General features: G+C 71.2%; 22 protein-coding genes. 7 read left to right on the forward strand and 15 right to left on the reverse strand.

Annotated features, from left to right (window positions below):
• The first annotated feature begins 109 nt into the window (after nt 1-109).
• Nucleotides 110-679, forward strand: a complete 570-nt coding sequence (locus tag ACTWQH_RS09965; protein ID WP_443286045.1) for a sec-independent translocase — start codon at nt 110-112, stop codon at nt 677-679.
• 188 nt (nt 680-867) lie between these two features.
• Nucleotides 868-1527: a hypothetical protein gene (locus ACTWQH_RS09970; protein ID WP_443286046.1), complete on the forward strand. Its 660-nt coding sequence runs from the start codon at nt 868-870 to the stop codon at nt 1525-1527.
• Nucleotides 1528-1599: 72 nt separating this feature from the next.
• Here ACTWQH_RS09970 and ACTWQH_RS09975 read toward each other — a convergent pair whose 3' ends face one another.
• Nucleotides 1600-2766: an Mrp/NBP35 family ATP-binding protein gene (locus ACTWQH_RS09975; protein WP_443286047.1), complete on the reverse strand. Its 1167-nt coding sequence runs from the start codon at nt 2764-2766 to the stop codon at nt 1600-1602.
• Between the two features lie 81 nt (nt 2767-2847).
• Between ACTWQH_RS09975 and ACTWQH_RS09980 the strand changes: the two genes are divergently transcribed.
• Nucleotides 2848-3621: a hypothetical protein gene (locus tag ACTWQH_RS09980; protein ID WP_443286048.1), complete on the forward strand. Its 774-nt coding sequence runs from the start codon at nt 2848-2850 to the stop codon at nt 3619-3621.
• A 29-nt stretch (nt 3622-3650) separates the two neighbouring features.
• On the opposite strand, the gene ACTWQH_RS09985 is transcribed toward ACTWQH_RS09980, so the two are convergent.
• Complete coding sequence (locus tag ACTWQH_RS09985) at nt 3651-4190, reverse strand: hypothetical protein (RefSeq protein ID WP_443286049.1); 540 nt, start codon at nt 4188-4190, stop codon at nt 3651-3653.
• A 53-nt stretch (nt 4191-4243) separates the two neighbouring features.
• Nucleotides 4244-5011, reverse strand: coding sequence for a ferritin-like fold-containing protein (locus ACTWQH_RS09990; RefSeq protein WP_443286050.1), 768 nt, complete (start codon nt 5009-5011; stop codon nt 4244-4246).
• A 609-nt stretch (nt 5012-5620) separates the two neighbouring features.
• Between ACTWQH_RS09990 and ACTWQH_RS09995 the strand changes: the two genes are divergently transcribed.
• Together ACTWQH_RS09995 and ACTWQH_RS10000 are read left to right on the forward strand one after the other, a co-directional pair.
• Entirely contained in the window at nt 5621-7129 is a 1509-nt protein-coding gene (locus ACTWQH_RS09995) for a DEAD/DEAH box helicase (RefSeq protein ID WP_443286051.1), read from the forward strand.
• Between the two features lie 145 nt (nt 7130-7274).
• On the forward strand, nt 7275-8147 hold the full coding sequence (locus ACTWQH_RS10000; RefSeq protein WP_443286052.1) for an alpha/beta fold hydrolase: 873 nt from the start codon (nt 7275-7277) through the stop codon (nt 8145-8147).
• Here ACTWQH_RS10000 and ACTWQH_RS10005 read toward each other — a convergent pair.
• A complete protein-coding gene (locus ACTWQH_RS10005) occupies nt 8132-8746 on the reverse strand; it encodes a dihydrofolate reductase family protein (RefSeq protein ID WP_443286053.1) in 615 nt (204 codons plus the stop codon). The two genes, ACTWQH_RS10000 and ACTWQH_RS10005, sit on opposite strands and share 16 nt — an antisense overlap.
• A 67-nt stretch (nt 8747-8813) precedes the next feature.
• Nucleotides 8814-9245, reverse strand: coding sequence for an ATP-binding protein (locus ACTWQH_RS10010; protein ID WP_443286054.1), 432 nt, complete (start codon nt 9243-9245; stop codon nt 8814-8816).
• A 185-nt stretch (nt 9246-9430) separates the two neighbouring features.
• On the opposite strand from ACTWQH_RS10010, the gene ACTWQH_RS10015 reads away from it, so the two are divergent.
• Nucleotides 9431-10306, forward strand: a complete 876-nt coding sequence (locus tag ACTWQH_RS10015) for a helix-turn-helix domain-containing protein (RefSeq protein ID WP_443286055.1) — start codon at nt 9431-9433, stop codon at nt 10304-10306.
• Nucleotides 10303-10509: a DUF397 domain-containing protein gene (locus tag ACTWQH_RS10020; protein ID WP_443286056.1), complete on the forward strand. Its 207-nt coding sequence runs from the start codon at nt 10303-10305 to the stop codon at nt 10507-10509. The genes ACTWQH_RS10015 and ACTWQH_RS10020 overlap by 4 nt, the downstream gene beginning before the upstream one ends.
• A gap of 310 nt (nt 10510-10819) precedes the next feature.
• Here the strand turns inward: ACTWQH_RS10020 and ACTWQH_RS10025 are convergent, their stop codons facing one another.
• The 10 genes from ACTWQH_RS10025 to ACTWQH_RS10070 form a co-directional block, all read right to left on the reverse strand.
• Entirely contained in the window at nt 10820-11197 is a 378-nt protein-coding gene (locus ACTWQH_RS10025; protein WP_443286057.1) for a hypothetical protein, read from the reverse strand.
• Nucleotides 11194-11655 carry a hypothetical protein gene (locus tag ACTWQH_RS10030; protein WP_443286058.1) on the reverse strand — a complete coding sequence of 154 codons (462 nt, stop codon included), beginning with the start codon at nt 11653-11655 and terminating at the stop codon, nt 11194-11196. Before ACTWQH_RS10030 ends, ACTWQH_RS10025 begins: the two co-directional genes overlap by 4 nt.
• On the reverse strand, nt 11642-16054 hold the full coding sequence (locus ACTWQH_RS10035) for a DUF6531 domain-containing protein (protein ID WP_443286059.1): 4413 nt from the start codon (nt 16052-16054) through the stop codon (nt 11642-11644). Before ACTWQH_RS10035 ends, ACTWQH_RS10030 begins: the two co-directional genes overlap by 14 nt.
• Nucleotides 16055-16075: 21 nt before the next feature.
• Nucleotides 16076-16399 (reverse strand): hypothetical protein, encoded by a 324-nt coding sequence (locus ACTWQH_RS10040; protein ID WP_443286060.1) that lies wholly within the window; start codon nt 16397-16399, stop codon nt 16076-16078.
• A gap of 14 nt (nt 16400-16413) precedes the next feature.
• Nucleotides 16414-17052, reverse strand: a complete 639-nt coding sequence (locus ACTWQH_RS10045) for a hypothetical protein (protein WP_443286061.1) — start codon at nt 17050-17052, stop codon at nt 16414-16416.
• Nucleotides 17053-17176: 124 nt separating this feature from the next.
• On the reverse strand, nt 17177-18022 hold the full coding sequence (locus ACTWQH_RS10050) for a PHP domain-containing protein (RefSeq protein WP_443286062.1): 846 nt from the start codon (nt 18020-18022) through the stop codon (nt 17177-17179).
• A 100-nt stretch (nt 18023-18122) separates the two neighbouring features.
• Nucleotides 18123-18761, reverse strand: a complete 639-nt coding sequence (locus tag ACTWQH_RS10055) for a DUF6758 family protein (protein ID WP_443286063.1) — start codon at nt 18759-18761, stop codon at nt 18123-18125.
• A 51-nt stretch (nt 18762-18812) separates the two neighbouring features.
• Entirely contained in the window at nt 18813-19364 is a 552-nt protein-coding gene (locus ACTWQH_RS10060) for a suppressor of fused domain protein (protein WP_443286064.1), read from the reverse strand.
• Nucleotides 19361-20254, reverse strand: a complete 894-nt coding sequence (locus ACTWQH_RS10065) for a DMT family transporter (protein WP_443286090.1) — start codon at nt 20252-20254, stop codon at nt 19361-19363. The genes ACTWQH_RS10060 and ACTWQH_RS10065 overlap by 4 nt, the downstream gene beginning before the upstream one ends.
• A gap of 116 nt (nt 20255-20370) precedes the next feature.
• Nucleotides 20371-20598, reverse strand: a complete 228-nt coding sequence (locus ACTWQH_RS10070; protein WP_443286065.1) for a DUF3107 domain-containing protein — start codon at nt 20596-20598, stop codon at nt 20371-20373.
• Nucleotides 20599-20740: the final 142 nt, after the last annotated feature.

The following is a 20740-nucleotide window of genomic DNA, read 5'->3' on the forward strand; positions in this document are numbered from 1 at the left end:
CGGCCCCGTCGGGGCCCGTCCGGATGCGCGGACTCCCATCGCGCGCCCCGGGCAGGTACCGTTGCCCTCACCGAATGCGTAGGAACTGTCGGGATGAGGGAGCTGTCAGGTGTTCTTCGATATAGGGTCCCTGGAGTTCTTGTTCCTCATCGTTCTCGCCATCCTGGTCTTCGGGCCCGAGAAGCTGCCGAAAATGATCCACGACGCGGCGCGGTTCCTCCGCAAGATCCGGGAATTCTCCGACAGCGCCAAGCGGGATATCCGGGACGAACTGGGCCCGGAGTTCAAGGACTTCGAGTTCGAGGACCTGAATCCGCGGCGCTTCGCGAAGAAGCACCTGCTCGACAACGAGGACCTGGGGCTGAAGGAGCTCGGCGACAGCCTCGACATGCGCAATGAGCTGACCGAGGTCGCCGACGCCGTCAACGGCCGCCCCTCGCGTCCCGCCAACGGGCGCCTGGGCAAGGGCATGAACAAGGGGCTCGGCAAGGGCGGCACGGCCGCCGGCGGCACCGCCGCGAGCGGCACCCCGGCCGAGGCCACGGGCTCCAATGGCGCCTCGACCGGCTCCACCGCCGGCAGTGGTGGCCCGGTGCGGCTGAGCAAGGACGGCGACGCCCCCTCCGCCTCCGCCGCGCCCAGCGAGGACGCGCCGCCCTTCGATGCCGACGCCACCTGATTCGATCCCTGCTCCGTCCGACCGCCGGGGGCGCGTGAACGGCGGCCCGTCCCGCCGTTCGCACCTGTTCGAGGGCATATGACCCCACCCGGTCTTCGGTCATGCCCGACACCCCGGACCCGGATGGCTATCCTCCCTATGTCCGGGGTCTGCCCAGGACGAGGGCTATGAGGAGGCGTCGCACAAACATGGAGACGACGAGTCGGGCCGAGCCGCAGGACACGACGGACAGCCCCACACCCCAGGGGGTGCCCGGGGCGCGCCGCGCCGTGGACGGCTATCTGATGGCCAGCTTTCCCTGGTATGGACTTGATGAGGCGTTCACCGGCCCCCGCTGGCTGATGCAGGTCGGCACCGCCGCCGACGGGGCCGTCGAGCACGGCTCCACGGGCCACGGCGACGAGCCGTCGCTGCGGGGCGAACTGGGCCACGCCGACCAGCGCTTCACCGTCGTGGTGACCGTCGCCAGCCGCCCGCTGCGCCGCAGCCCGGACGGCACGGGCGTGCTGGAGGCCACCTCGGTCTCCTCCGCGGCCTGGCTGGCGGGCTCCGGCCTGCTGTCATGCACCTGGCCCGCCCAGATGGAGCGGGCGCTGCGCCAGGACTGGCTGGAGCAGCAGACCGCGATCGCCTGGGAGCTCGCCGACGACCTGCACGGCGGCGGCTGGTCCACGCTGTCGCTGCCGGTGGACGGCGAGCCCACCGACTTCCACTACCGGGAGTCCGAGTACGGCTGGGTCCTGGCGGGCGCGGCCCACCACGGCGTTCACCTCGGGGCGTACGGGAGGGGCATGAGCGCGTACGGCCTCGGCTTCGCCGTGGTCAAGGACATCGAGAGCTACGCGTAGCGGCCTTCGGGCGCTGTGAGCCGCCACCCCGCGCCAGGCGCGGGGTGGGGGACGGCCTGGGGGACGGCCCCTCTACCCCCGCCGCGTCGGCGTCAGGCTCAGGGACATGCCGGCCAGGCCGCGTTCGCGTCGTGAGAGCGACGTCGCCACCGACCGCAGCGCGGCGCCCGCGGGCGAGCCGGGGTCGGTGAGCACCACCGGCTTGCCCTCGTCACCGCCCTCGCGCAGCCGCACGTCGATCGGGATCGTGCCCAGCACCGGCACCTTCGCGCCGGTGGCCCGCGTCAGCCCCTCGGCGACCTGCTGCCCGCCGCCGCTGCCGAAGACGTCGACCATCTCGCCGCAGTGCGGGCACGGCAGGCCCGACATGTTCTCCACCACGCCCACGATCTTCTGGTGCGTCTGCACCGCGATCGACCCGGCCCGCTCGGCCACCTCCGCGGCGGCCTGCTGCGGCGTCGTCACCACCAGGATCTCCGCGCCCGGCACGAGCTGCGCGACGGAGATGGCGATGTCGCCGGTCCCCGGCGGCAGGTCGAGCAGCAGCACGTCCAGGTCGCCCCAGTAGACGTCGGCGAGGAACTGCTGCAACGCCCGGTGCAGCATCGGCCCGCGCCACACCACCGGCGCGTTGCCCGGCGTGAACATGCCGATGGAGATGACCCGCACCCCGTGCGCCTCGGGCGGCATGATCATGTTCTCGACCTGCGTGGGGCGCCCGTCCGTGCCCAGCATCCGGGGCACCGAGTGGCCGTAGATGTCGGCGTCCACCACGCCCACCGCGAGGCCGTCGGCGGCCATCGCCGCCGCCAGGTTGACCGTCACCGAGGACTTGCCGACGCCGCCCTTGCCGGAGGCCACGGCGTACACCCGGGTCAGCGAGCCCGGCTGGGCGAACGGCACCTCCCGCTCGGCCTGCCCGCCGCGCAGCGAGGCGGCCAGCTCGCGGCGTTGCTCGTCGCTCATCACGTCCAGCTCGACGTGCACGTCCGCCACGCCCGGGACGCCGCGCACCGCCTCCGACACGGAGGAGGTGAGCGTCTCGCGCATGGGGCAGCCCTGGATCGTGAGGTAGATCCCGACGCTCACCACGCCGTCCGCCGCGATCTCCACCGACTTCACCATGCCCAGGTCCGTGATGGGCCGGTGGATCTCGGGGTCGTTGACCCGGGACAGCGCCGCCCGTACGGCGGCTTCGGTCGGGGCGGTCGCTGAGGTCGGGGCCGTGTCGGTAGCCATGCCCCGATGGTACGGCGCGAGTGAGCCGCACATCCGAGGCGGGCCGTTCCCGGGCGCGGGGCGGCGGGTACGCTGCGGCACGTGACTGTTCTCCTACGGCGCCGGGCGGTCGCCTGGGGCACCGCGGCCCTCCTGCTCTCCCTCGCCGGATGCGGATCGGGCGGCGGCGACGACGGCGACGACGAGGAGACCAACGGCGTCGAGGAGCTGTCCGCCGGGGAGATCGAGCAGCGCGCCATCTCCGCCGCCCGGCAGGCCCGCACGGTGCTGCTGACCGGCACGGTCATCTCCGGCGACGCGGAGTACCGCATCGACATGCGGCTCGCCGAGGACGGCGCCCTCGGCGAGGTGTCCGCCGAGGGCGGCCCCACCTTCGAACTGCTGCGCGTGGGCGAGGACCTCTACCTGAAGGCTGACGAGGCGTTCTGGCAGAGCGACGACCTGCCCGCCGAGCTGGAGTCCGACCCGGCCGAGAAGCTCGACGACAAGTACGTGAAGGTCGCGCCGGACGACCCCGCGTACGGGGAGCTCAGCGGCTTCACGGACAAGAACCTGCTGCTGGACGGGCTGCTGGCCATGGAGGGCGAGCGGGAGACGGGCGACGAGGGCGCCGTCGGCGGCGTGAGCACGATACGGGTCCAGGCCGACGGCGGGCGGGGCGGCGCGATGGACGTGGCGCTGGTCGGCCGCCCCTACCCGCTGCGGCTCGAACGCGGCGGCGACGCGGGCACGGTGACGCTCGCCGACTGGAACCAGGACTTCTCGCCCCGGCGGCCGGACGAGAAGCAGGTCGTCGACTACGGCGACGACATGATCACCGGCGGATCCGGCGGTTCCGGGGAATCAGAGGACTGAAACCGAAGGGGACCAACGCCGGGAGAGGGCTAACGCCGACGGGCGCGGCGCCGCGCCGGCAGGCCCGTGGGCGTACCCACGCGCGTGCTCGCGGGCGTGGGCAGCGGCGGCGCGGCCAGCGAGCCGGTGGGCATGGCGTCCGGCCGCTCCACCGCCGCACCGGCGGGCTCCAGCCGCAGCACCCGGCAGTCGCGGGCCCAGCGCTCCGGCAGCGTCTCGGCGTCGGGCGCGTTGAGCCGCTTGCCCCTCAGCTCCTCGACAGCCGCGCGCCACGCCTCTCCCTCCGCCGCGAGCTCCACGACGCGCGCCGGCCACACGATCAGCCGCCCGCCCTTGTCCTTGCTGCGGCAGGTGACCGCGGCCTGCCCGCCGTCGTCCAGCCCGAGGTCGTCGACGGGCTGCTCGCCCGGCCCGCCCACCAGGCAGACCGCGCCCTCGTGCCACACGTGCCACAGCGCCCGCGCCGCGCCCCGTGGGCCGCGCACCCACACCAGCGCCGACTTCTTCGCGGACTCCTCGATCAGGGCCAGCTCGAACGCCTCGCCGCTCACGCCGTTCTCGCCACTCATGCCCGGGAGCGTACGGCCTGCCGCCCCGGCCCCGCCACCGAGGGCGAGCGGCCTCAGGCCGACAGGCCGAGCGCGGCCATGCGGCGGGTGTGGGCCTCGGTGATGCGGGAGAACATCTTGCCGATCTCCGCCAGGTCGAAGCCGTCGGAGACGCCGCCGACGAGCATCGTGGACAGCGCGTCGCGGTCGGCCACCACCCGCTGCGCCTGCGCCAGGGCCTCGCCCATCAGCCGCCGCGCCCACAGCGCCAGCCGCCCGCCCGCCCGCGGGTCGGCCTCGATCGCCGCCCGCACCTTCTCCACCGCGAACGAGGCGTGGCCCGTGTCGTCCAGCACCCGCAGCACCAGCGCCCGGGTGTCGGCGTCCAGCCGGGCCGCGACCTCGCGGTAGAAGTCGGCGGCGATCGCGTCGCCCACGTACGCCTTGACCAGCCCCTCCAGCCAGTCCGAGGGCGCGGTGAGCCGGTGGAACTCGTCCAGCGCCGAGGCGAACGGCTCCATCGCCGCCGTCGGGTCCTCCTCGATCGCCTCCAGCCGCTCGGTGAGCTGCTCGAAGTGGTGGAACTCGGCGGCCGCCATCCGCGCCAGCGCGGCCTTGTCCGTCAGCGTCGGCGCGAGCTTCGCGTCGTCCGCCAGGCGTTCGAACGCCGCGAGTTCGCCGTACGCCAGCGCGCCCAGCAGATCGACGACGGCCGCCCGGTAGCGGGCGTCGGCGCTGGCCTGTGCCCAGTCCCGCGTGGCGATGCCGGGTCCGGGCGGTCCGGGCGGTCCGGGCGTCTCGGCGGCGGACGTGTCAGGAGCTGGTGTGTCGGGCGTCTCCATGACCAGCACAATATCCCCCGGCGGCGCGGCCGCGCCGACCGCGCGGGAACCCCGGACACCATGCGGGACGGGGCCGGACCGGGCTGGATCAGGCGTGATCCCGACATGACCCGACCATGACCTGGACGTGACCTGATACACAGGCTGACGCATGTGCGCGGTTCCGGGGTACAGTGATATAGGGCCCGCTCACATGAGACGGGCCCGATTCCAAGCTGGAGTCTCCTGGGCCGCCCGTACCCGCACACCACGGGACCAGGGACCAGGGACCCAGCATCGCGGATGCCCGGTCGGTGGCCCGATCGGCTCCGACCTGACCAGCCCTTCGCGCGGTCCGTGCGCCCGCACGAGTCGCCGCACGAGGGACCCGCTCGCGCGCAGCGTGCGCTTGAGCGAGACGACCGGGTCCCGCGCCGGATGGCCCTCCTGGGCCGTCACTGACCGGCGCGGTACGCATGACCCGCCTCGCCGCCGCGTGCCGCGTCACACAGAAGAGGCAAAAAGCTGTCCGCTACCGAATCAACCACATTCCGAGATCTCGGGATCCTGGCGGAGACCGCCGAGGCCCTTGAGGCCGTCGGCATCACCACTCCGTTCCCCATCCAGGAGATGACGCTGCCCGTCGCGCTCGCCGGCGCCGATGTCATCGGCCAGGCGAAGACCGGCACGGGCAAGACGCTCGGCTTCGGCCTGCCGCTGCTGGAGGCGGTCACCGTCCCCGCCGACGTCGAATCCGGGCGCGCCAAGCCCGAAGAGCTGACCGACGCGCCGCAGGCCCTCGTCGTCGTCCCCACCCGCGAGCTGTGCCAGCAGGTCACCAACGACCTGCTCACGGCGGGCAAGGTCCGCAACGTCCGCGTCGTGTCCATCTACGGCGGGCGCGCGTACGAACCGCAGGTCGAGGCGTTGGCCAAGGGCGTCGATGTCGTCGTGGGCACGCCGGGTCGCCTGCTGGACCTGGCCGGTCAGCGCAAGCTTCGGCTGTCGCAGGTGCGCTGCCTGGTGCTGGACGAGGCCGACGAGATGCTCGACCTCGGCTTCCTGCCCGACGTGGAGAGGATCATCGAGCTGCTGCCGGCCAGGCGGCAGACCATGCTCTTCTCCGCCACCATGCCGGGCCAGGTCATCTCCCTCGCCCGGCGCTACATGAACCAGCCCACCCACATCCGCGCCGCCGAGCCCCACGACGAGGGCGCGACCGTCGCGAACACCACACAGCACGCCTTCCGCGCCCACTCCCTGGACAAGCAGGAGATGGTGGCGCGGATACTCCAGGCCAACGGGCGCGGGCTCGCCATGATCTTCTGCCGCACCAAGCGGACGGCGGCGGACGTGGCCGAGCAGCTGGCGCGGCGCGGCTTCGCGGCGGCGGCCGTCCACGGCGACCTCGGCCAGGGGGCGCGCGAGCAAGCACTGCGCGCCTTCCGCAACGGCAAGGTCGACGTGCTGGTCTGCACGGACGTCGCGGCCCGGGGCATCGACGTCGACGGCGTGACGCACGTGATCAACTACCAGACGCCGGAGGACGAGAAGGCGTACCTGCACCGCATCGGCCGTACCGGCCGGGCGGGCGCGCTGGGCATCGCGGTCACGCTGGTCGACTGGGACGAGATCCCGCGCTGGCACCTGATCAACAAGGCGCTGGGCCTGGACCTCGCCGATCCGCCGGAGACGTACTCCACCTCGCCGCACCTGTACGAGGCGCTGGGCATCCCCGAGGGCGTGAAGGGCGTGCTGCCGCGCGCCGAGCGCACCCGGGCCGGGCTCGACGCCGAGGAGGTCGAGGACCTCGGCGGGCGGGACAGCCGCCGGCAGGGGCGCGACCGTGACCGTGACCGTGACCGGGGCGGTGAGCGCGAGCGGCGGCGTACGCGCACGCAGCGGCAGCGGCGGCGTACCCGTGGCGGCATCGTGGTTGCCCCCGGGGACGCGGGGTCCGAGGCGGAGGCGGTGGAGGCGGCGGAGTCCGCTCCGGTGGCCGACGGCGTGAACGCCGCCGATCCCGCCGATCCCGCCGGTGACGCCGCCGCGCGCCCCCGCCCGCGACGCAGGCGCCGCCGCCGCACGGGCACGGCGGACACGGCTGGCGCGGCCGGTTCCGCCCCGGCGGCCGACTGACCCGCACCCGCACCCTCCCGTGACCGGGGGCTCCGTCGCCGGGCCCCCGGGTGCGGGCCGTGGCCTGCCGCCCGCACACGGGCGGTGACGGCCCGACGGACGCCTGGCCCGCCCGGCACGCCTGGCTCCCGGCTACGCTCGATCCGTGAGCAGACCACCCTTCCTGGACCCGCCGGTCGGTGTGCGGGCGTATCGGTTGCCCACCCGGCGCGGTGCGTTCGCCGTGCTGGACGCCGCGCCGGCGGACGGCGGCCCGCTCGCCGGGACGGCCCTGCTGGTGCCCGGGTACACCGGCAGCAAGGAGGACTTCATCGCGCTGCTCGCGCCGCTGGCCCAGGCCGGGTACCGGGCGGTGGCCGTGGACGGGCGGGGGCAGTACGAGACGCCCGGCGACGGCGTGCGCCACGCGTACGGCCTGGGTGCCCTGGCCGAGGACGTCCTCGCCCAGGGCGAGGCGCTGGAGCCCGAGCCCTCCGAGGGCCCGCTGCACCTGGCCGGCCACTCCCTCGGCGGCCTCATCGCGCGCGGCGCGGTGCTGCGGGCGGCGGCGCGCGGGCACATACCCTTCGCCTCACTCACCCTGATCGGCTCCGGACCGGGCCGCGTGGCGCGCTGGCCCCGCTGGCGGCTGCGGATGCTGAGCGCCGGCCTGCCGGTGCTCGGTCCGCGCGCGATGTGGCGCGTGTGGCACCCGGTGCGCGAGCGCGACGACACGGGCCGCTGGATGCGCGGCCGCTGGCTGGCGAGCGCCCCGATCCAGGCCCAGGTCACGGGCCGCACGCTGCGCTACGAGCCCGACCGCGTGTCCCGCCTGGCCGCCACCGGCGTGCCGGTGCACGTGGTCTCCGGCGAGCGCGACGGCGCCTGGCCGGTCCCGCTCATGGACCGCATGGCGCAGCGCCTGAACGCCCGCCGCACCGTGATCAAGGGCGCGGAACACTCCCCGAACACCGAGGAGCCCCTGGCGACGGCGGCGGCGCTGGTCGACTTCTGGCGGAGCTGTCAGGCGACGCGGTAGCGGATGTGCGTCGCCCGGGCCGACTCGATCACCTCGGTGATCTCCAGCGGCACCTGCGCGCCGCCGATGTCGTCGAAGAGCCGCGTCCCGCCCCCGAGGAGCACCGGCGCCAGGTGAATCCACACCACGTCGGCGAGCCCCGCCGCCACGCACTGCGTGCACACGCTCGCGCCCCCCATCACGACGACGTCCTTGCCCACCTTGTCGGCGGCGGCCTTCGCCTGGCGGACGGCGCTGGCGATGCCGTCGGTGACGAAGGTGAAGGCGTAGGGCGCCTCCAACCGCACCGCCTCCGGCGCCCGGTGAGTGACGACGAAGTACGGCGGCGGCCTGGACTGATCCCGCTCGGCCCCGTACCCCATGTCGCCGCGCCAGCCGTTCGGCCCGTCCACGACGTCGAAGAGCCGCCGCCCCATCACGACGGCCCCCGTCGCCTCGACAGCCGCGTCCAGCACCTGGCTGTCGACCTCGGTCCTCCCCTCCATCACCCAGTCATGCAGCGCCTCCCCGCCAACCCCGAGCCCATGCTCCAAATCGACCCCGGGTGCGGCGACGTACCCGTCCAGCGACATCGTGATGTCCACCACGACCTGTCCCACAGCGTCCTCCTCGTCCGTACACCTGTCGTGGGTAGACGGGCCACGCGGGCGGAACTCATCGGTGCCTTCACGTCCGAGGCCCCTTCACCGTGAACGCGACGACCTTGCCGCCGTGCCCCATGCGCTCGCACCGCCACTCGTCCGCGAGCAGATCCAGCAGCGCCAGCCCGCGCCCACCCTCGTCGTCGGCCCCCGCGACGCGAGGCCGGGGCCGTCCGTCCCCGTCGTCGTACACCGACACCCTCAGGAGCGCGGCGTCCGGCAGGTGGCACTCAACGCCGAAGTGCGGCCCGGCGCCGTGCCGCACGGCGTTGGCCGCCACCTCGCTGACGAGCAGCACAACCGTCTCGCGGAGTTCGTCGTTGACCCAGTCGCAGGGTCCTTCGGACAGGACATCGCGCACGAACGACCGGGCTCTGCCGACCGAGGCGGGCTCGCGGGGAAAGGACCAGGTGAACAGCGGTACGAGGGGGGTCAGTTGCGCATGCGAGGCGAGCATGGGCGTTCTCCAGCATCCTGAACTACGCGCCGTGATCTGGGAGTTGCCCGGCGCGTCCTGGACGTAATATTGGTTGTACAACCGGCTCTGAACAACGCCGCTGGCCGGGATCACTCGATCGGGGGATGCCTGGCCACTGAGGGCTACGCTGATCAACGCGTGCACGCTGAACTGCGAGGAGAGCTGTGTCAACGGGTGTCAACACCAACGCGATCCGGCTGCGGCGGGAGGTGGGCGCGGAGCTGAGGAGCCTCCGGATCGAGGCCGGATTCAAGCGCCAGTCCGATGTCGCGGAGCGCCTGGGCGTCTCCCAGGCACGCGTCTCGCAGATCGAGGTGGGCCGCAAGTGGCCGACCGACGAGCAGATCGGCCCGCTGCTGGACCTGTACGGCGTGGACGACGTGCGCCGTACGGCCATCGTGACGAAGATCCGCATGGCGAGGGAGTCCGCCCGCATGTGGTGGGAGCGGCCGGAGATCCGCGATCTCTTCCCCCGCATGAGCGCCCAGATCTTCCCGCTGGAAGACGCTGCCGAACGGATCTTGGCTCACTCCGGAAACTATGTCCCCGGCCTACTCCAGACTCGCGCCTACGTTCAGGCCCTCGCGGATTTCGGCCAGAAGGACGAGAGCATCGACCGTCGAGAGCTCTTCGTCGAAGCGCGCCTGCAGCGTCAGCAGATCCTCTCCAGACCCAACCCTGTGACGCTCGACGTGCTCTGCCTCGAAGTCGCACTGCGAGCGGCGGTCGGCGGCACCGAGGTCATGCGTGATCAGCTCAACCGCCTCGTCCAGGACTCTCAGCGCAACAACATCACCATTCGGGTGGTGCCCTTCTCGGCCGGTGCCCCCGCCGTCTTCGGCACGCCGTTCGCGATCTACGACTTTCCCGGAGCCGACGAGCGGAGCGTGGTGCAGCACGAGAAGTCGCGTCATGATGAGGTTACCGATGACCTGAGCGAACTCCGCCGAGCCCGCCGCAAGTTCGCAGACCTCGCGGCGAACGCACTGGACCCAGCGGCCACGATCCGACTCATCAAGCAGATAGCGAAAGACCTGTGAACACCGAACAGAGCGAACTCCGTGCCACTCAATCCGACGGCGTTTGGGTCAAGTCGTCCTACAGCAACGGCAGCGGCCCCGACTGCGTCGAGATCCTGCGCATAGCCGGCGCCGTCGCCGTCCGCGACTCCAAGAACGCCACCGGCCCGCGTCTCAGCGTCCCCGAGGCCGCGTGGGCCGCCTTCCTGGCCGAGGTGAGGTGAGGTGAGCGTCGGTTCTACTGCCTGGCCTGCGGTGATGCCTCGAAGGGACTCGTCAGCCGCGAGGAGCCCAGATGGATACCAAGACCTATGATCGACTGCGTTTGCGCGCTCTGGTGATGCCCAGCGCTTTCGTGCGGCTTGACCTTCGGCGTTCACGTCGTCGGCATTCATGTGTACTCCCCTGTCCCAGGCCATGGGAAACCGGGATTCAGTGAACGGCAGGTCGGTGACGAATTTATCGCTGAAGCAACTGCTTCGGCTGTCGGCACGTCCTGCGTGATCGGCTTGGAGTTAGACGCGGAGGACTGCTTCACGTGTCAGACATGATGGATTGATAATCCTCGTCGGAGATCCGGTAAGGCGCAGCAACCGTGTCGATCCACGCCTTGCGCTGTTGTGTGTCCATGGAGGCCCACTTCGGGTGCCTTCTCGCGTATTGTCCAACGAATTCGCGTCGTTCTGGATGATTGCTGAGGAGGTAGTGCTTCTCCCAGCGCTTCGCGACTTCCTCCTTTCCGGATCGGCGGTATTCGTCGATGACGGCTTGAAGGAGCAGCGAAGCGGCCTCTGAATGCTGAGGGCTGCCAACGTACATCTCCGCCTGTGGGCAGTCGAACTTGAACAGGACAGTTCCGCGGAGAAGGGCCTCGATCGAGGAGATGTCACTGAAATTGATGGCAAGAGTCACGGTTGCGAGGTGAAGAATTTCCTCAGCGCTGTCATTGTGGTGCGCCATTCGGAGATACGGTGACCATCCTCGGTGGTCGTCTCTCGTGGGCTGACAGATTTCCATGGTGCTGCTGCGTCGAATCTTTCCTCGAGTTCCTCAAGGAAGATGAGTGAATTCTGTACGAATACGACCTCGCCGATCCTGTAGAGAGGCCAGCAGAAAATGAAATTGCTGGTCTCCGGCTCCGTGATGGATGTCACCAGGCATGACGTCGACGGGTCTTCTCTGTTCAGCACTGCGAAGGACTCGCGCCAGCTCCTGCGGTAGTCGTCGGCACTCCAATAGATCAGATTTGCGAGAAATGATTCGCGAAAATTCCCGATCTGGATAACTCCTCTTGCCTCCGTCATTGCTGTCGCGTCCTGTGGGACATTTCCGGGGTCGATCGTAATGGAGAACTCTTCACTCTTTGACATAATTCAGATCTGCGTCGTGGGTGCCCATGCGCCGCCCCCTTCGGTCGAACATCTTCCAGCCATCAGTAACGTTATGGCCGTCGATATCGGGAGTGATGTAGTTTCTTCCGTCCGAGAAGACTGGCTGTCCGTGTGAATTGAATGGGGCACGCTGCGGTGGAACGCGCCGCGTGTACCCGAGTTCGGCAGCTCGATCCGCCACGCTTGGTCGATAGTCTTCGGCAGCCTGAGCCCTGCGGGCTGCTACGGCGTCAGGGTGGTAAGGATCGCCACGCAACGCCGGAGAAGGGGTGTAGCCCTCGGGTAGGTTCTCGTGGGTGGCGAGCCCCAGAGGATCGGCCCAGGTGTGCGGATTATGCGGGTAGGTGTAGTGGTTGGGTGCGGGTGTGAGACCAAGGGGATCGGGAGTGGTGTAACGGGCTGTCTCTGGGTCGTAGTGCCGATGAAAGTTGTAGTGCCAGCCAGTTTCCGGGTCGCGGTACTGGCCGGGAAAGCGAAGCGGGATGTAAGCGGTGCCGTCAGGGCGGACCGCGACCGAGCCCCAGAGGGTGGTCCGTTCTTGCCACACGATAGCGCCGGTGTCATCGAACAGCTCGGTGGGGGTGCCGACAAGATCGGTGACGATGGCGTAGAAGCGTCTGTCTATCTCGCTTTGCGACGCGTCCCGTGACGTCCCTTCCACCTGAGTGACGGGGTGCAGGCCGTCGTAGTTCCAGGTGAGTGTGGCTGGACCGTCCTGCTCCTGATCGCCACTCGTTGTGGTCTGTTCGACGAGGGTGTTCTCGTGCCAGGTGAACACGGTGCGCTCGGCGACACCTTCGCCGTCGCGGGTCACGCGTTCCTTGGCGATACGACGGCCGAGTGGGTCGTAGCTGTAACGCCAGCGGGTGCCGTCGGGGGTGATGACGTGGATGAGCTGGTCCTCGCTGTTCCAGGCGTATCGCCACGTGAGTGGCTTCTTGGACAGCATCGACTTCTGTCTCAGGACAGTGCGGCCAGCCCGGTCGTATTCATACCGGATGCGGCCGGCGCGCGTGACTCGGGTGCCGGCGTACGAGCGCTCGCCGATGCCGTCCGAGCCGTGGCTGCCGGTCCAGTGTGCGGAGGCTTGGTTGCCCGCTGCGTCGTAGGTGTATGCCTCAGTGCCGGTGGGAGCGGTGAGGGTGGTAACACGCCCAGCCGGGTCCAGCTCCAGGCTCGTCGTGCCGCTGTCGTCGGTGATCCTGGTGAGGTAGTGGTCGGCGCGGAAGTCGTAGCTGCGGCGCCGCATCTCTCGGCTGCCTACGGCGAGCGCCCGCACTGCCGGCCGGCCCGCCGCGTCCCAGGATTGTGCCAGGGTGACGTCGGCCCCTAGGCGGCGCGAGGTTTCGCGCCCGGCCGCATCGTGGTCGAACGTGAGAGTGCGGCCCGCCGTCATCAGGGATGCGGTGTGCCCGGTCTCGTCATAAGTCCAGGTACTGGTCAGTCCGCTGGGAGTGGTGCGGGTGAGTGGACGGCCGACGGCGTCGTACGTATGAGTGAGGACCCTGCCATTGACGGTCTCAGACAGAATCTGGCCCAGCACGTCGCGGTCGATCACCAGCTCACACTCGGGGCTGCCGGCGGTGATCAGACGTCCCACCAAGTCGTAGGTGTAGGTGATTGCCTGGCCATCGATGTGCTTCTCCGTGATGTTGCCCAACGGGTCCCGGGTATAGGTGACAGTCTCGCCGAGGGCGTTGGAGCGGGCGATCAGCTGGCCTGCCGCGTCCCGGCGGTAGCTCACCTCCCGACCGTCGAAGTCGGACTCGGCGACCAGGCGGCCACCCTCGTCATAGGTGTAGTCCCAGGCCAGTCCCTGTGGGTTGATGACGCGGGTGACCCTCATCTCCGTGTCGCGCACAAACTCGTGCCGAGCGCCGTCTGGATCCGTTCGGGCGATCGGCAGGTCGAAGGGCCCGTATTCGAATCTGGTGACGCCGCCGCTTTCGTTGGTGTGACGAAGCAGATTGCCCTCGCCATCCCAGGACCAGGTCTGGGTGCCACCCAGTGGATCGACTTGGCGCCGCCGCAGACCCTCCACCGTGTACTCGGCGCGTCGAACGGAGCCGAGCGGATCGATGACTTCCGTGACCCGTCCGAAAGAGTCGCGGCCGTAGCGGGTGACCTCGCCAGCCGGATCGGTGACCGCGATGACGAGGCCGGCCGCATTGCATCGCATGCGGGTTGTATGGCCGTTGGCCTCGGTCACGCTGGCCATACCACCGTGATCGTCGTACGCGTACCGGGTGCGATTCCCCCCGGGGTCCACGAGAACTGTGCGGTTCCCCACCGCGTCGAACGCCTGCCGCCACACGGAGCCATCAGCTTCGATCAGCTCGGTTGCGAGACCGAACTCGTTGTAAGCCACGCGGATCTGGTGGCCGTCGGGGCGCACAATGACACTGAGGTTCCCGTGCTCGTCGTACTCGTAGCGAGTGGTGTGGCCCACGGGGTCCATGACGGACAGGGCGCGGTCGAAGCGGTCCCAGTCGTGGCGGGTGGTGTGGCCGAGGGGGTCGGTGACGGAGACGAGCTGGTAGCCCTCGTCGAACTGGTAGACGGTGGCGTGGCCCAGGGAATTGGTGGCGGTGGTGCGGTGGTTGTCCGGGTCGTAGTGGTAGCGGTACTCCAGGGCGCGGTCGGTGCCGGTGGAGAAGACGACCCGGCCATCCGCGTCGTATTCGTACCGGTACCAGGTGTTGCTGCGGTCCTCCCAGCGGATCAGCCGGTCCTTCTCGTCGTAGGACAGGGCCAGGGGCAGACCGGAGGAGTTGAAGACGCTGGCGAGGTTGCCGGCCTGGTCGTAGTCGTAGGCGATCAGGAACGGCTCGGCGGGTGCGGAGAGCAGACGCAGGGACGTGACCCGCTCGTCGTAGGTGGCGATGCCGACGCGGTAGCCGCCGGAGTGGGCCATTTCCGCTGGGGCGCCTTGGCCGTCGTAGTGGAGCTCGATGCGGTTGGTGTTGCGGTCGGTGACGGCGGTGAGAGGCAGCTCGTTGGCCCGGCGGCCCGGGACCGGGGTGAAGTGCAGGGTGTGGCCGGTATCCGGCTGGTGCACGGTCATCTCGCCGCCGGGCTGTCCGTTCCAGGCCAGCGGCCAGCGCGGGCCTTCGACAGGCTGCACCGGATTCTCCGGGTCAGGCAGGGGGACGGGATAGTGGAGGACCATCCCGTCCGAGGAGAAGAACCGCACGCCGTTGAGTTCCAGCACGAGCCGCTGGTCGAGGGTGGAGGCGTAGGAGCGGCCGAACCACCGCCCGTGCTGGTACGTGGAGATGTGGTGCCGCTCCACGGTGAGAGGGAGGATGCCCGGAAGCTCCAGGTCGGTCGTGGACATCACCAGCTCGCCGGTGGCCACGTCGACCGGGTCGCCACACTCGTTGCGGCCATCCATACGTCGGCCGGTCCTCCGCAGCGCAGGCGTTTCTCCCGCGATCTCGGAGGAGGTGCGTCGCAGCCCGGTGCGCGCGAGCGAAGCGCCCCGGCCGATGAAGCGGCCACCGGGGATGCAGTCGAGTGCGGCGAAGCCGACGTCCCATAGGCTGGCTTCGCCGTTGGCGTATTTGACGAGCGTGTCGGCGAGGATGATCGCGGAGGCGGCCAGCATCAGGCCCCACACCAGGGGGCCGCCGACGACCAGCGCCACGACCGCCAGGACGGTGGCGGCGATCTGGACGACCTGCATGATGCCGTCCCAGTTGTCGGAGACCCAGTCGGTGACCCGCTCCCACCAGGACAGGTTCTGCATCCCGGCGTCGGAGGCCTCCTCCAGGTCCTCCACGCACCGACGGGCGGCCTCCTCCCGGGCCGCCTTGGCCTGCTCGGCCAGGCGGGTCGCCGCGTCCAGCCGGGACTGGGCGGAGTCCACGGCGCTCTGGGCGTTGTCGCGGTCGGTGGTCGCGTCGTCGACCGCGCGGCGCACCTCGGAGCGCAGCTGCTCCTCGTCGGGGCCCTCGGGCTCGTCCTCCTCCTGGGCGGTTTCGAGGGCGGAGGCGGCCTGGGTCAGCCAGTCCTGGGCGGAGGTCAGGTCGGTCTGGGCCTCCTCGGCGTCCTCCAGCGCGGCGTCGGCGTCCTGCTGCGCCGACGCCAGCAGCGGCCCGTAGCGCTGCAACGCCAGCCCCGCCAGCTCGTAGGACTCCTGGAGCTTGGTGAGGTTGTCCGGGATGTCCTCGAACCGCTCGGCGAAGGCGTCGGCCGTCTCGCCCGTCATCGCCTGGATCGCGCCGTCGCCGCTCATCTCGCGTACGCCGCTGAGCGCGGTGGCCACGTCGTCGGCGAAGCTCAGCAGGCTGTCGGCCAGCTCCGCTATCCGCTCCGGGTCGCCCGGGGTGGGGTCCTCGTCCATCCCCACCGGCGACCAGTCCGAGTTCCGCCCCATCGAACGATTCCCCTCCCCCGCTCAGGCCGGCTGCGCGCCGCCGCCCTCGCCCTCTCCCTCGGCACCTTCACGCAGGTCGCTGGCGTACTGCGTGTCCACGCCCTCGAAGTCGTCGGCGATCGACTCGGCGATGTCCCTCACCGTCGTCAGCTGCCCGTCGATCTCGGCCCGGCCGTCGCGCCAGTTGTCCACGAAGTCCTGCAGCGCGTCCCTGACGTCGCCGTCGCCCATGTCGTCTTCGTAGTTGTCGAAGGTCTGGCCCGTGGCGTTCATCCGCGTGCGGATCGACTCCAGCGCCTCGGCGAAGTCCCGCAGGTCCTGGAACGAGATGACCAGGTCGGGCACCGTGCTGCCTCCTGTCAGACGAAGCGGAAGGTGGAGGTGACCGCATCGAAGACGTCGAAGAACGGCTCGGCGAGGTCGAGGACCGGGCTGCTGCCGGTGACCAGGGCGAGCTTCCCGCCGGTGCCGGGGGCCGGGATGAAGGTTTGCATCAGCACCATCCGCAGCCGCCGCGCGTCCCCCCGGTGCTCCAGGTCCTCAACGCCCCTGGTGCGGGCGACCATGCCGAGGCCGGGGATCTCGACGGTGCTGACCTCCCGCCAGGCATCGCCGTCCTTGCGCGGCACGACCGGCTTCAGGCGCGTGATGACCTCCGCGGGGGCGTTCGACAGCGCCTCGCCGTTCTCGCCCCGGGCGCGGATCAGCGAGACCGTCATCGTCGCCGTGACCGGCGAGCTGCCGCCGAAGTCCTCGGCCATGCAGCCGATGTACGCCGCGCCCGCGTCCCACGCCTCGCGCGCCTGCTTGCGCAGGAATGAGGTGATCCCCTCCCGCCGGCTGGCCAGCTCCGGCATGGCGCGGACCCGCTCGTCCACCATCCGCCGGATCGCGTTGTCCCGCGTCTCGGGGCGGATGTCGAACTCCCACCAGCCCTCGGGGACCTTGATCGAGAATCCCTCGCGCTCGACCCCGACCGTCTGCGCCCACTTGGCCATGGCCACCCCCGGAGGAAGAGAGAAGAACAAAGAAGGTACCCGCCATCTTCCCTGACCGACGAGTAGCGCAAGGGGGTTGGTTCCGCTTTGCTCCGTGGGGCGGCTCACGCCGCCCGCACCGGCGTCACGCCGTGAGCGGCTTCGCGCCCTTCGCGCGTGCGACGATCTCCTCGTACGCCTCGGGCGAGGTCAGGTCGTTGCCGAGGCGCACGTCCTTCACGTCGCCGTGGTAGTCGCTGGCGCCCGTCGTGACCAGGTCCAGCTCGGCAGCCAGGGCGCGCAGCCGGGCGCGGTTGGCGTCGTCGTGGTCGTAGTGGTCGACCTCGACGCCGTCGAGCCCGGCCTCGGCCAGCTTGACGATGGAGCTCTCGGAGACGACCTGGCCGCGCAGCACCGCCAGCGGGTGGGCGAAGACGGCGACGCCGCCGGCGTTGTGGATCATCTTGACGGCGGTGTAGCCGTCGAGCTCGTGCTTGTCGACGTGCGCCCGCCCGCCGTCGGCGATCCAGTCCAGCGTGAAGGCGTCCTTGACGGTCGGTACCACCCCGGTCTCCACCATGGCGGCGGCGATGTGCGGGCGGCCGACCGCGCCGTCGCCCGCCAGCCGCTTGACCTGCTCCCAGGTGACGGGCACGTCCAGGGCGTTCAGCTTGGCGATGATGGCCTTGGCGCGCGGCACCCGGTCGTCACGCAGCAGCTCGCGCTGGGCGGCCAGCTCGGGCTCCTCGGGGTCGAAGAGGTACCCCAGCATGTGGATGCTGACGCCGTCGAGGCGGCAGGAGAACTCCGTGCCCGTCACCAGCGTCATGCCCGTCGGCAGCGCGGCGGCGGCCTCGGCGTGGCCGCCGACCGTGTCGTGGTCGGTCAGGCCCAGCACGTCGAGCCCGGCCTCGGCCGCGTGGCGGATCAGCTCGGCCGGGGCGTCCGAGCCGTCGGAGGCGGTGGAGTGGGTGTGCATGTCGATGCGCACGGGTGGGGGCTCCTGACGACGAGAGCGCGGGTGTGGGTGGGCACCAAGGATAGCGGCGCGCTGTACGCCGGGTTACGGGGCCTTTTGGGCCTCGCGGGCCTTACGACAGGATGCGGGGCGACAGGGCGCCGCACGGCACGAGGTCGATCTCGGAGCCGGCGTCGCGCAGGTCGGTGAGGACCAGCTCGTCGTAGAGCAGCAGCCCGCAGCGCTCCGGCCAGACCACGGCCCACAGCCACAGGCCCATCGCCTCACCCGCGAAGACCGCGCGGTCGTCGGGGGCGCCGGCGACGTGCCACAGCGGGGTGGGGCGCCCGGCCGCCAGCACCTTGGCCTGCGGCGGGCGGTCCACGCGCAGGTACGGGCCCGGGTCGGGGCCGACGATCCCGGCGTACCGCGAGCCCAGGCCCACGCCCAGCTCCTCGGCGATCAGCAGCAGCTCCCCGGGGCCGCCGAGGGGGCTCGGGCCGGAGCAGGCGACGGCGGTGGCCCGGCCGCCGCTGCGGTCGTCCCCGGCCAGGGCGACGCCGGTGAAGAGCCAGCCGACCGGCAGCGGCCAGGGCATCCACACCGGCACCTTGGTGCGGCCGACGACGACGGTCAGCGCCTCGGCACTGGGCGGGACGACCGGCTGCATGGGGTGCACCGGGCCGTGGGTGCCGCACTGCCACGAGTCGGCGAAGAGTCCGGGCGCCCTCACCCGTCCGCCGCACTTCGGGCAACTGGGTTCGCCCCTCATGACCATCAACGGTCCTCGTGCGCCGCCGCCACGTCAAGAATTCTCACTCGGTCAGGGGGTCTGCCTGGCCGCCAGCGGCACCGCGCGCCGTTCCGGGTCGCGCAGGTCGGTGCCGTGGCGCCGCCAGGCCTCGCGGAGCGCTGCCGTGCCGTGCGCCCGGCGCCAGGCGGCTTCGGCCGGGGTGAGGGGCACCAGCCGGCGCAGCGGGCCGGGGCCATCGGCTGTGTCCTCGTCGACGAGGACGGCGGTGAAGGGCGCGCCCGGCCACAGGGGCGCGCGGAGGTCGAGCGCGGCGCCCGGCTCCAGGCGTACGCCCTCCACCTGTGGGGAGGCGGCGATCACGGCGAGCTGGCGTACGACCCCGTCGGTGTCAGCGCGGCGGCCGGAGCGCAGGGTGAGGATCAGCGGCGGGTCGGGGGGCGGGCAGAGCGCGGCGTAGTGGACGAGGGCCCGGCCGGGGCCGGAGTCGGAGTCTGGGCCGGAGTCGGAGTCGGAGTCGGGGAAGCGCAGCACCTCGACGCGGTCGGTGCCGACGAAGGTGACGGCCGCGCGGGCGTCGGGCTCGCCGAGTCCGGCCAGCGAGGCGGGCAGGCGTTCGTTCATGGCGTTGGCGGCATTGTCGGCGTTCGTGACGGGGGCTGGTTCCGTTCGCCGCGGATGACGAGGGCGAGGCCCGCCAGGATCAGCGCCAGCCCGGGGTAGGCGGCGGCGGGCGGCAGCTGGCCGAGCCAGACGGCGGCGATCAGCAGCGCGCCGGGCGTCTCCAGCAGCATCCCGAGCGAGGTGATCGACGGGCCGAGGCCGCGCACGACGCGGTTGAGCAGCGAGTGCCCGAGGAACTGGGAGGCGGCCGTGAGGGCCAGCAGCTTCAGCCAGGTCTCCGGGGCGTAGCCGCCGAGCGAGGCGCCCGCCAGCAGGCAGACGGGGAGCAGCAACGCCGAGGTCGCGGCGTAGCAGACGAAGGTGTACGTGGTGGTGCTGGCCGTGCGGCGCACCTCGGCGCCGAGCAGCACGTAGACCGAGCCGGCCACGCCGCCCCCCAGCGCCAGCGCGTCGCCGGCCAGGGCTCGGCCGGAGAGCGAGAGGTCGACGCCGGTCAGGCAGAGCACGCCCGCGAAGGAGATCACGGACCCCAGCCACACCTGGGCGGGTGGCCGGTGACCCAGCAGCCGCAGCAGCAGCGTGGTCCACACGGGCGTGGTGGTGACGAGCGCGACCGAGGAGGCCACGGAGGTCAGGTGCAGGCTGGGCAGCCACAGCCCGAAGTGCGCGGCCAGCGCGGCCCCGGCGGCGAGCGAGAGGAGGAGCGAACGCCGCGAGCGGGCGAGGCGGGCCAGCTCCGCGCGCGGGGCGCGGCGGAGCGCGACGGCCGGGGCGAGGGCGGCGACGGCCAGAGCGTTGCGCCAGAAGGCGACGGCGAGGGCGGGCGCCGCGATGGCGGCGCTCAGCGGGCCGGAGAGGGAGACGCCGGCGACGGCGACCGCGAGCAGCAGCGCGTCGAGGCGGGCGGGGGTGACGGTGGCGGTGGCGGTGACGCTCGCGGCGACGGCGCGCCGGGTGGCGCCGACGGCCTCCGGCGCCACCTTGGGCTCACGCGACGCCGGACCCCTCACAGGGCGCCGAAGCCGACCCTCCGCTGGACCTGCTCGCCGATCTCCACGTACGCCACGCGGTCGGCAGGGACGATGACCTTGCGTCCGCGCTCGTCGACCAGTGTGAGCAGCTTGCCGCTGCCGGAGAACGCCTCGGCGATCTGGCTCTCGACCTCCTCGGGAGACTGCCCGCTTTCGAGAACGATCTCGCGCGGTGTGTGCTGAACGCCGATCTTGATCTCCACGGCTTGTCCCTCCGCTGTTGCAGTTGCTGCCCACAGGCTATCCGGGCACCGGCCGGGGCCGGACGGGCCCTGCCACGCCGAGAGCGAACAGCGCGCGGGCGGATTGCCCGCCCGGTCACCTCCCGGGGGTCCAGGGCCGCCC

The sequence above is a fragment of the Streptomyces sp. 6N223 genome, from assembly GCF_052246635.1.
Taxonomy (GTDB): Bacteria; Actinomycetota; Actinomycetes; order Streptomycetales; family Streptomycetaceae; genus Streptomyces.

Excerpts from the sequence above, each read along its gene's own strand:
- ACTWQH_RS09970 (WP_443286046.1), top strand. The coding sequence starts at position 868 with ATGGAGACGACGAGTCGGGCCGAGCCGCAGGACACGACGGACAGCCCC.
- ACTWQH_RS09975 (WP_443286047.1), bottom strand. The coding sequence starts at position 2,766 with ATGGCTACCGACACGGCCCCGACCTCAGCGACCGCCCCGACCGAAGCC.
- ACTWQH_RS09985 (WP_443286049.1), bottom strand. The coding sequence starts at position 4,190 with ATGAGTGGCGAGAACGGCGTGAGCGGCGAGGCGTTCGAGCTGGCCCTG.
- ACTWQH_RS09990 (WP_443286050.1), bottom strand. The coding sequence starts at position 5,011 with ATGGAGACGCCCGACACACCAGCTCCTGACACGTCCGCCGCCGAGACG.
- ACTWQH_RS09995 (WP_443286051.1), top strand. The coding sequence starts at position 5,621 with ATGACGCTGCCCGTCGCGCTCGCCGGCGCCGATGTCATCGGCCAGGCG.
- ACTWQH_RS10010 (WP_443286054.1), bottom strand. The coding sequence starts at position 9,245 with ATGCTCGCCTCGCATGCGCAACTGACCCCCCTCGTACCGCTGTTCACC.
- ACTWQH_RS10030 (WP_443286058.1), bottom strand. The coding sequence starts at position 11,655 with ATGTCAAAGAGTGAAGAGTTCTCCATTACGATCGACCCCGGAAATGTC.
- ACTWQH_RS10035 (WP_443286059.1), bottom strand. The coding sequence starts at position 16,054 with ATGGGGCGGAACTCGGACTGGTCGCCGGTGGGGATGGACGAGGACCCC.
- ACTWQH_RS10045 (WP_443286061.1), bottom strand. The coding sequence starts at position 17,052 with ATGGCCAAGTGGGCGCAGACGGTCGGGGTCGAGCGCGAGGGATTCTCG.
- ACTWQH_RS10055 (WP_443286063.1), bottom strand. The coding sequence starts at position 18,761 with ATGAGGGGCGAACCCAGTTGCCCGAAGTGCGGCGGACGGGTGAGGGCG.
- ACTWQH_RS10060 (WP_443286064.1), bottom strand. The coding sequence starts at position 19,364 with ATGAACGAACGCCTGCCCGCCTCGCTGGCCGGACTCGGCGAGCCCGAC.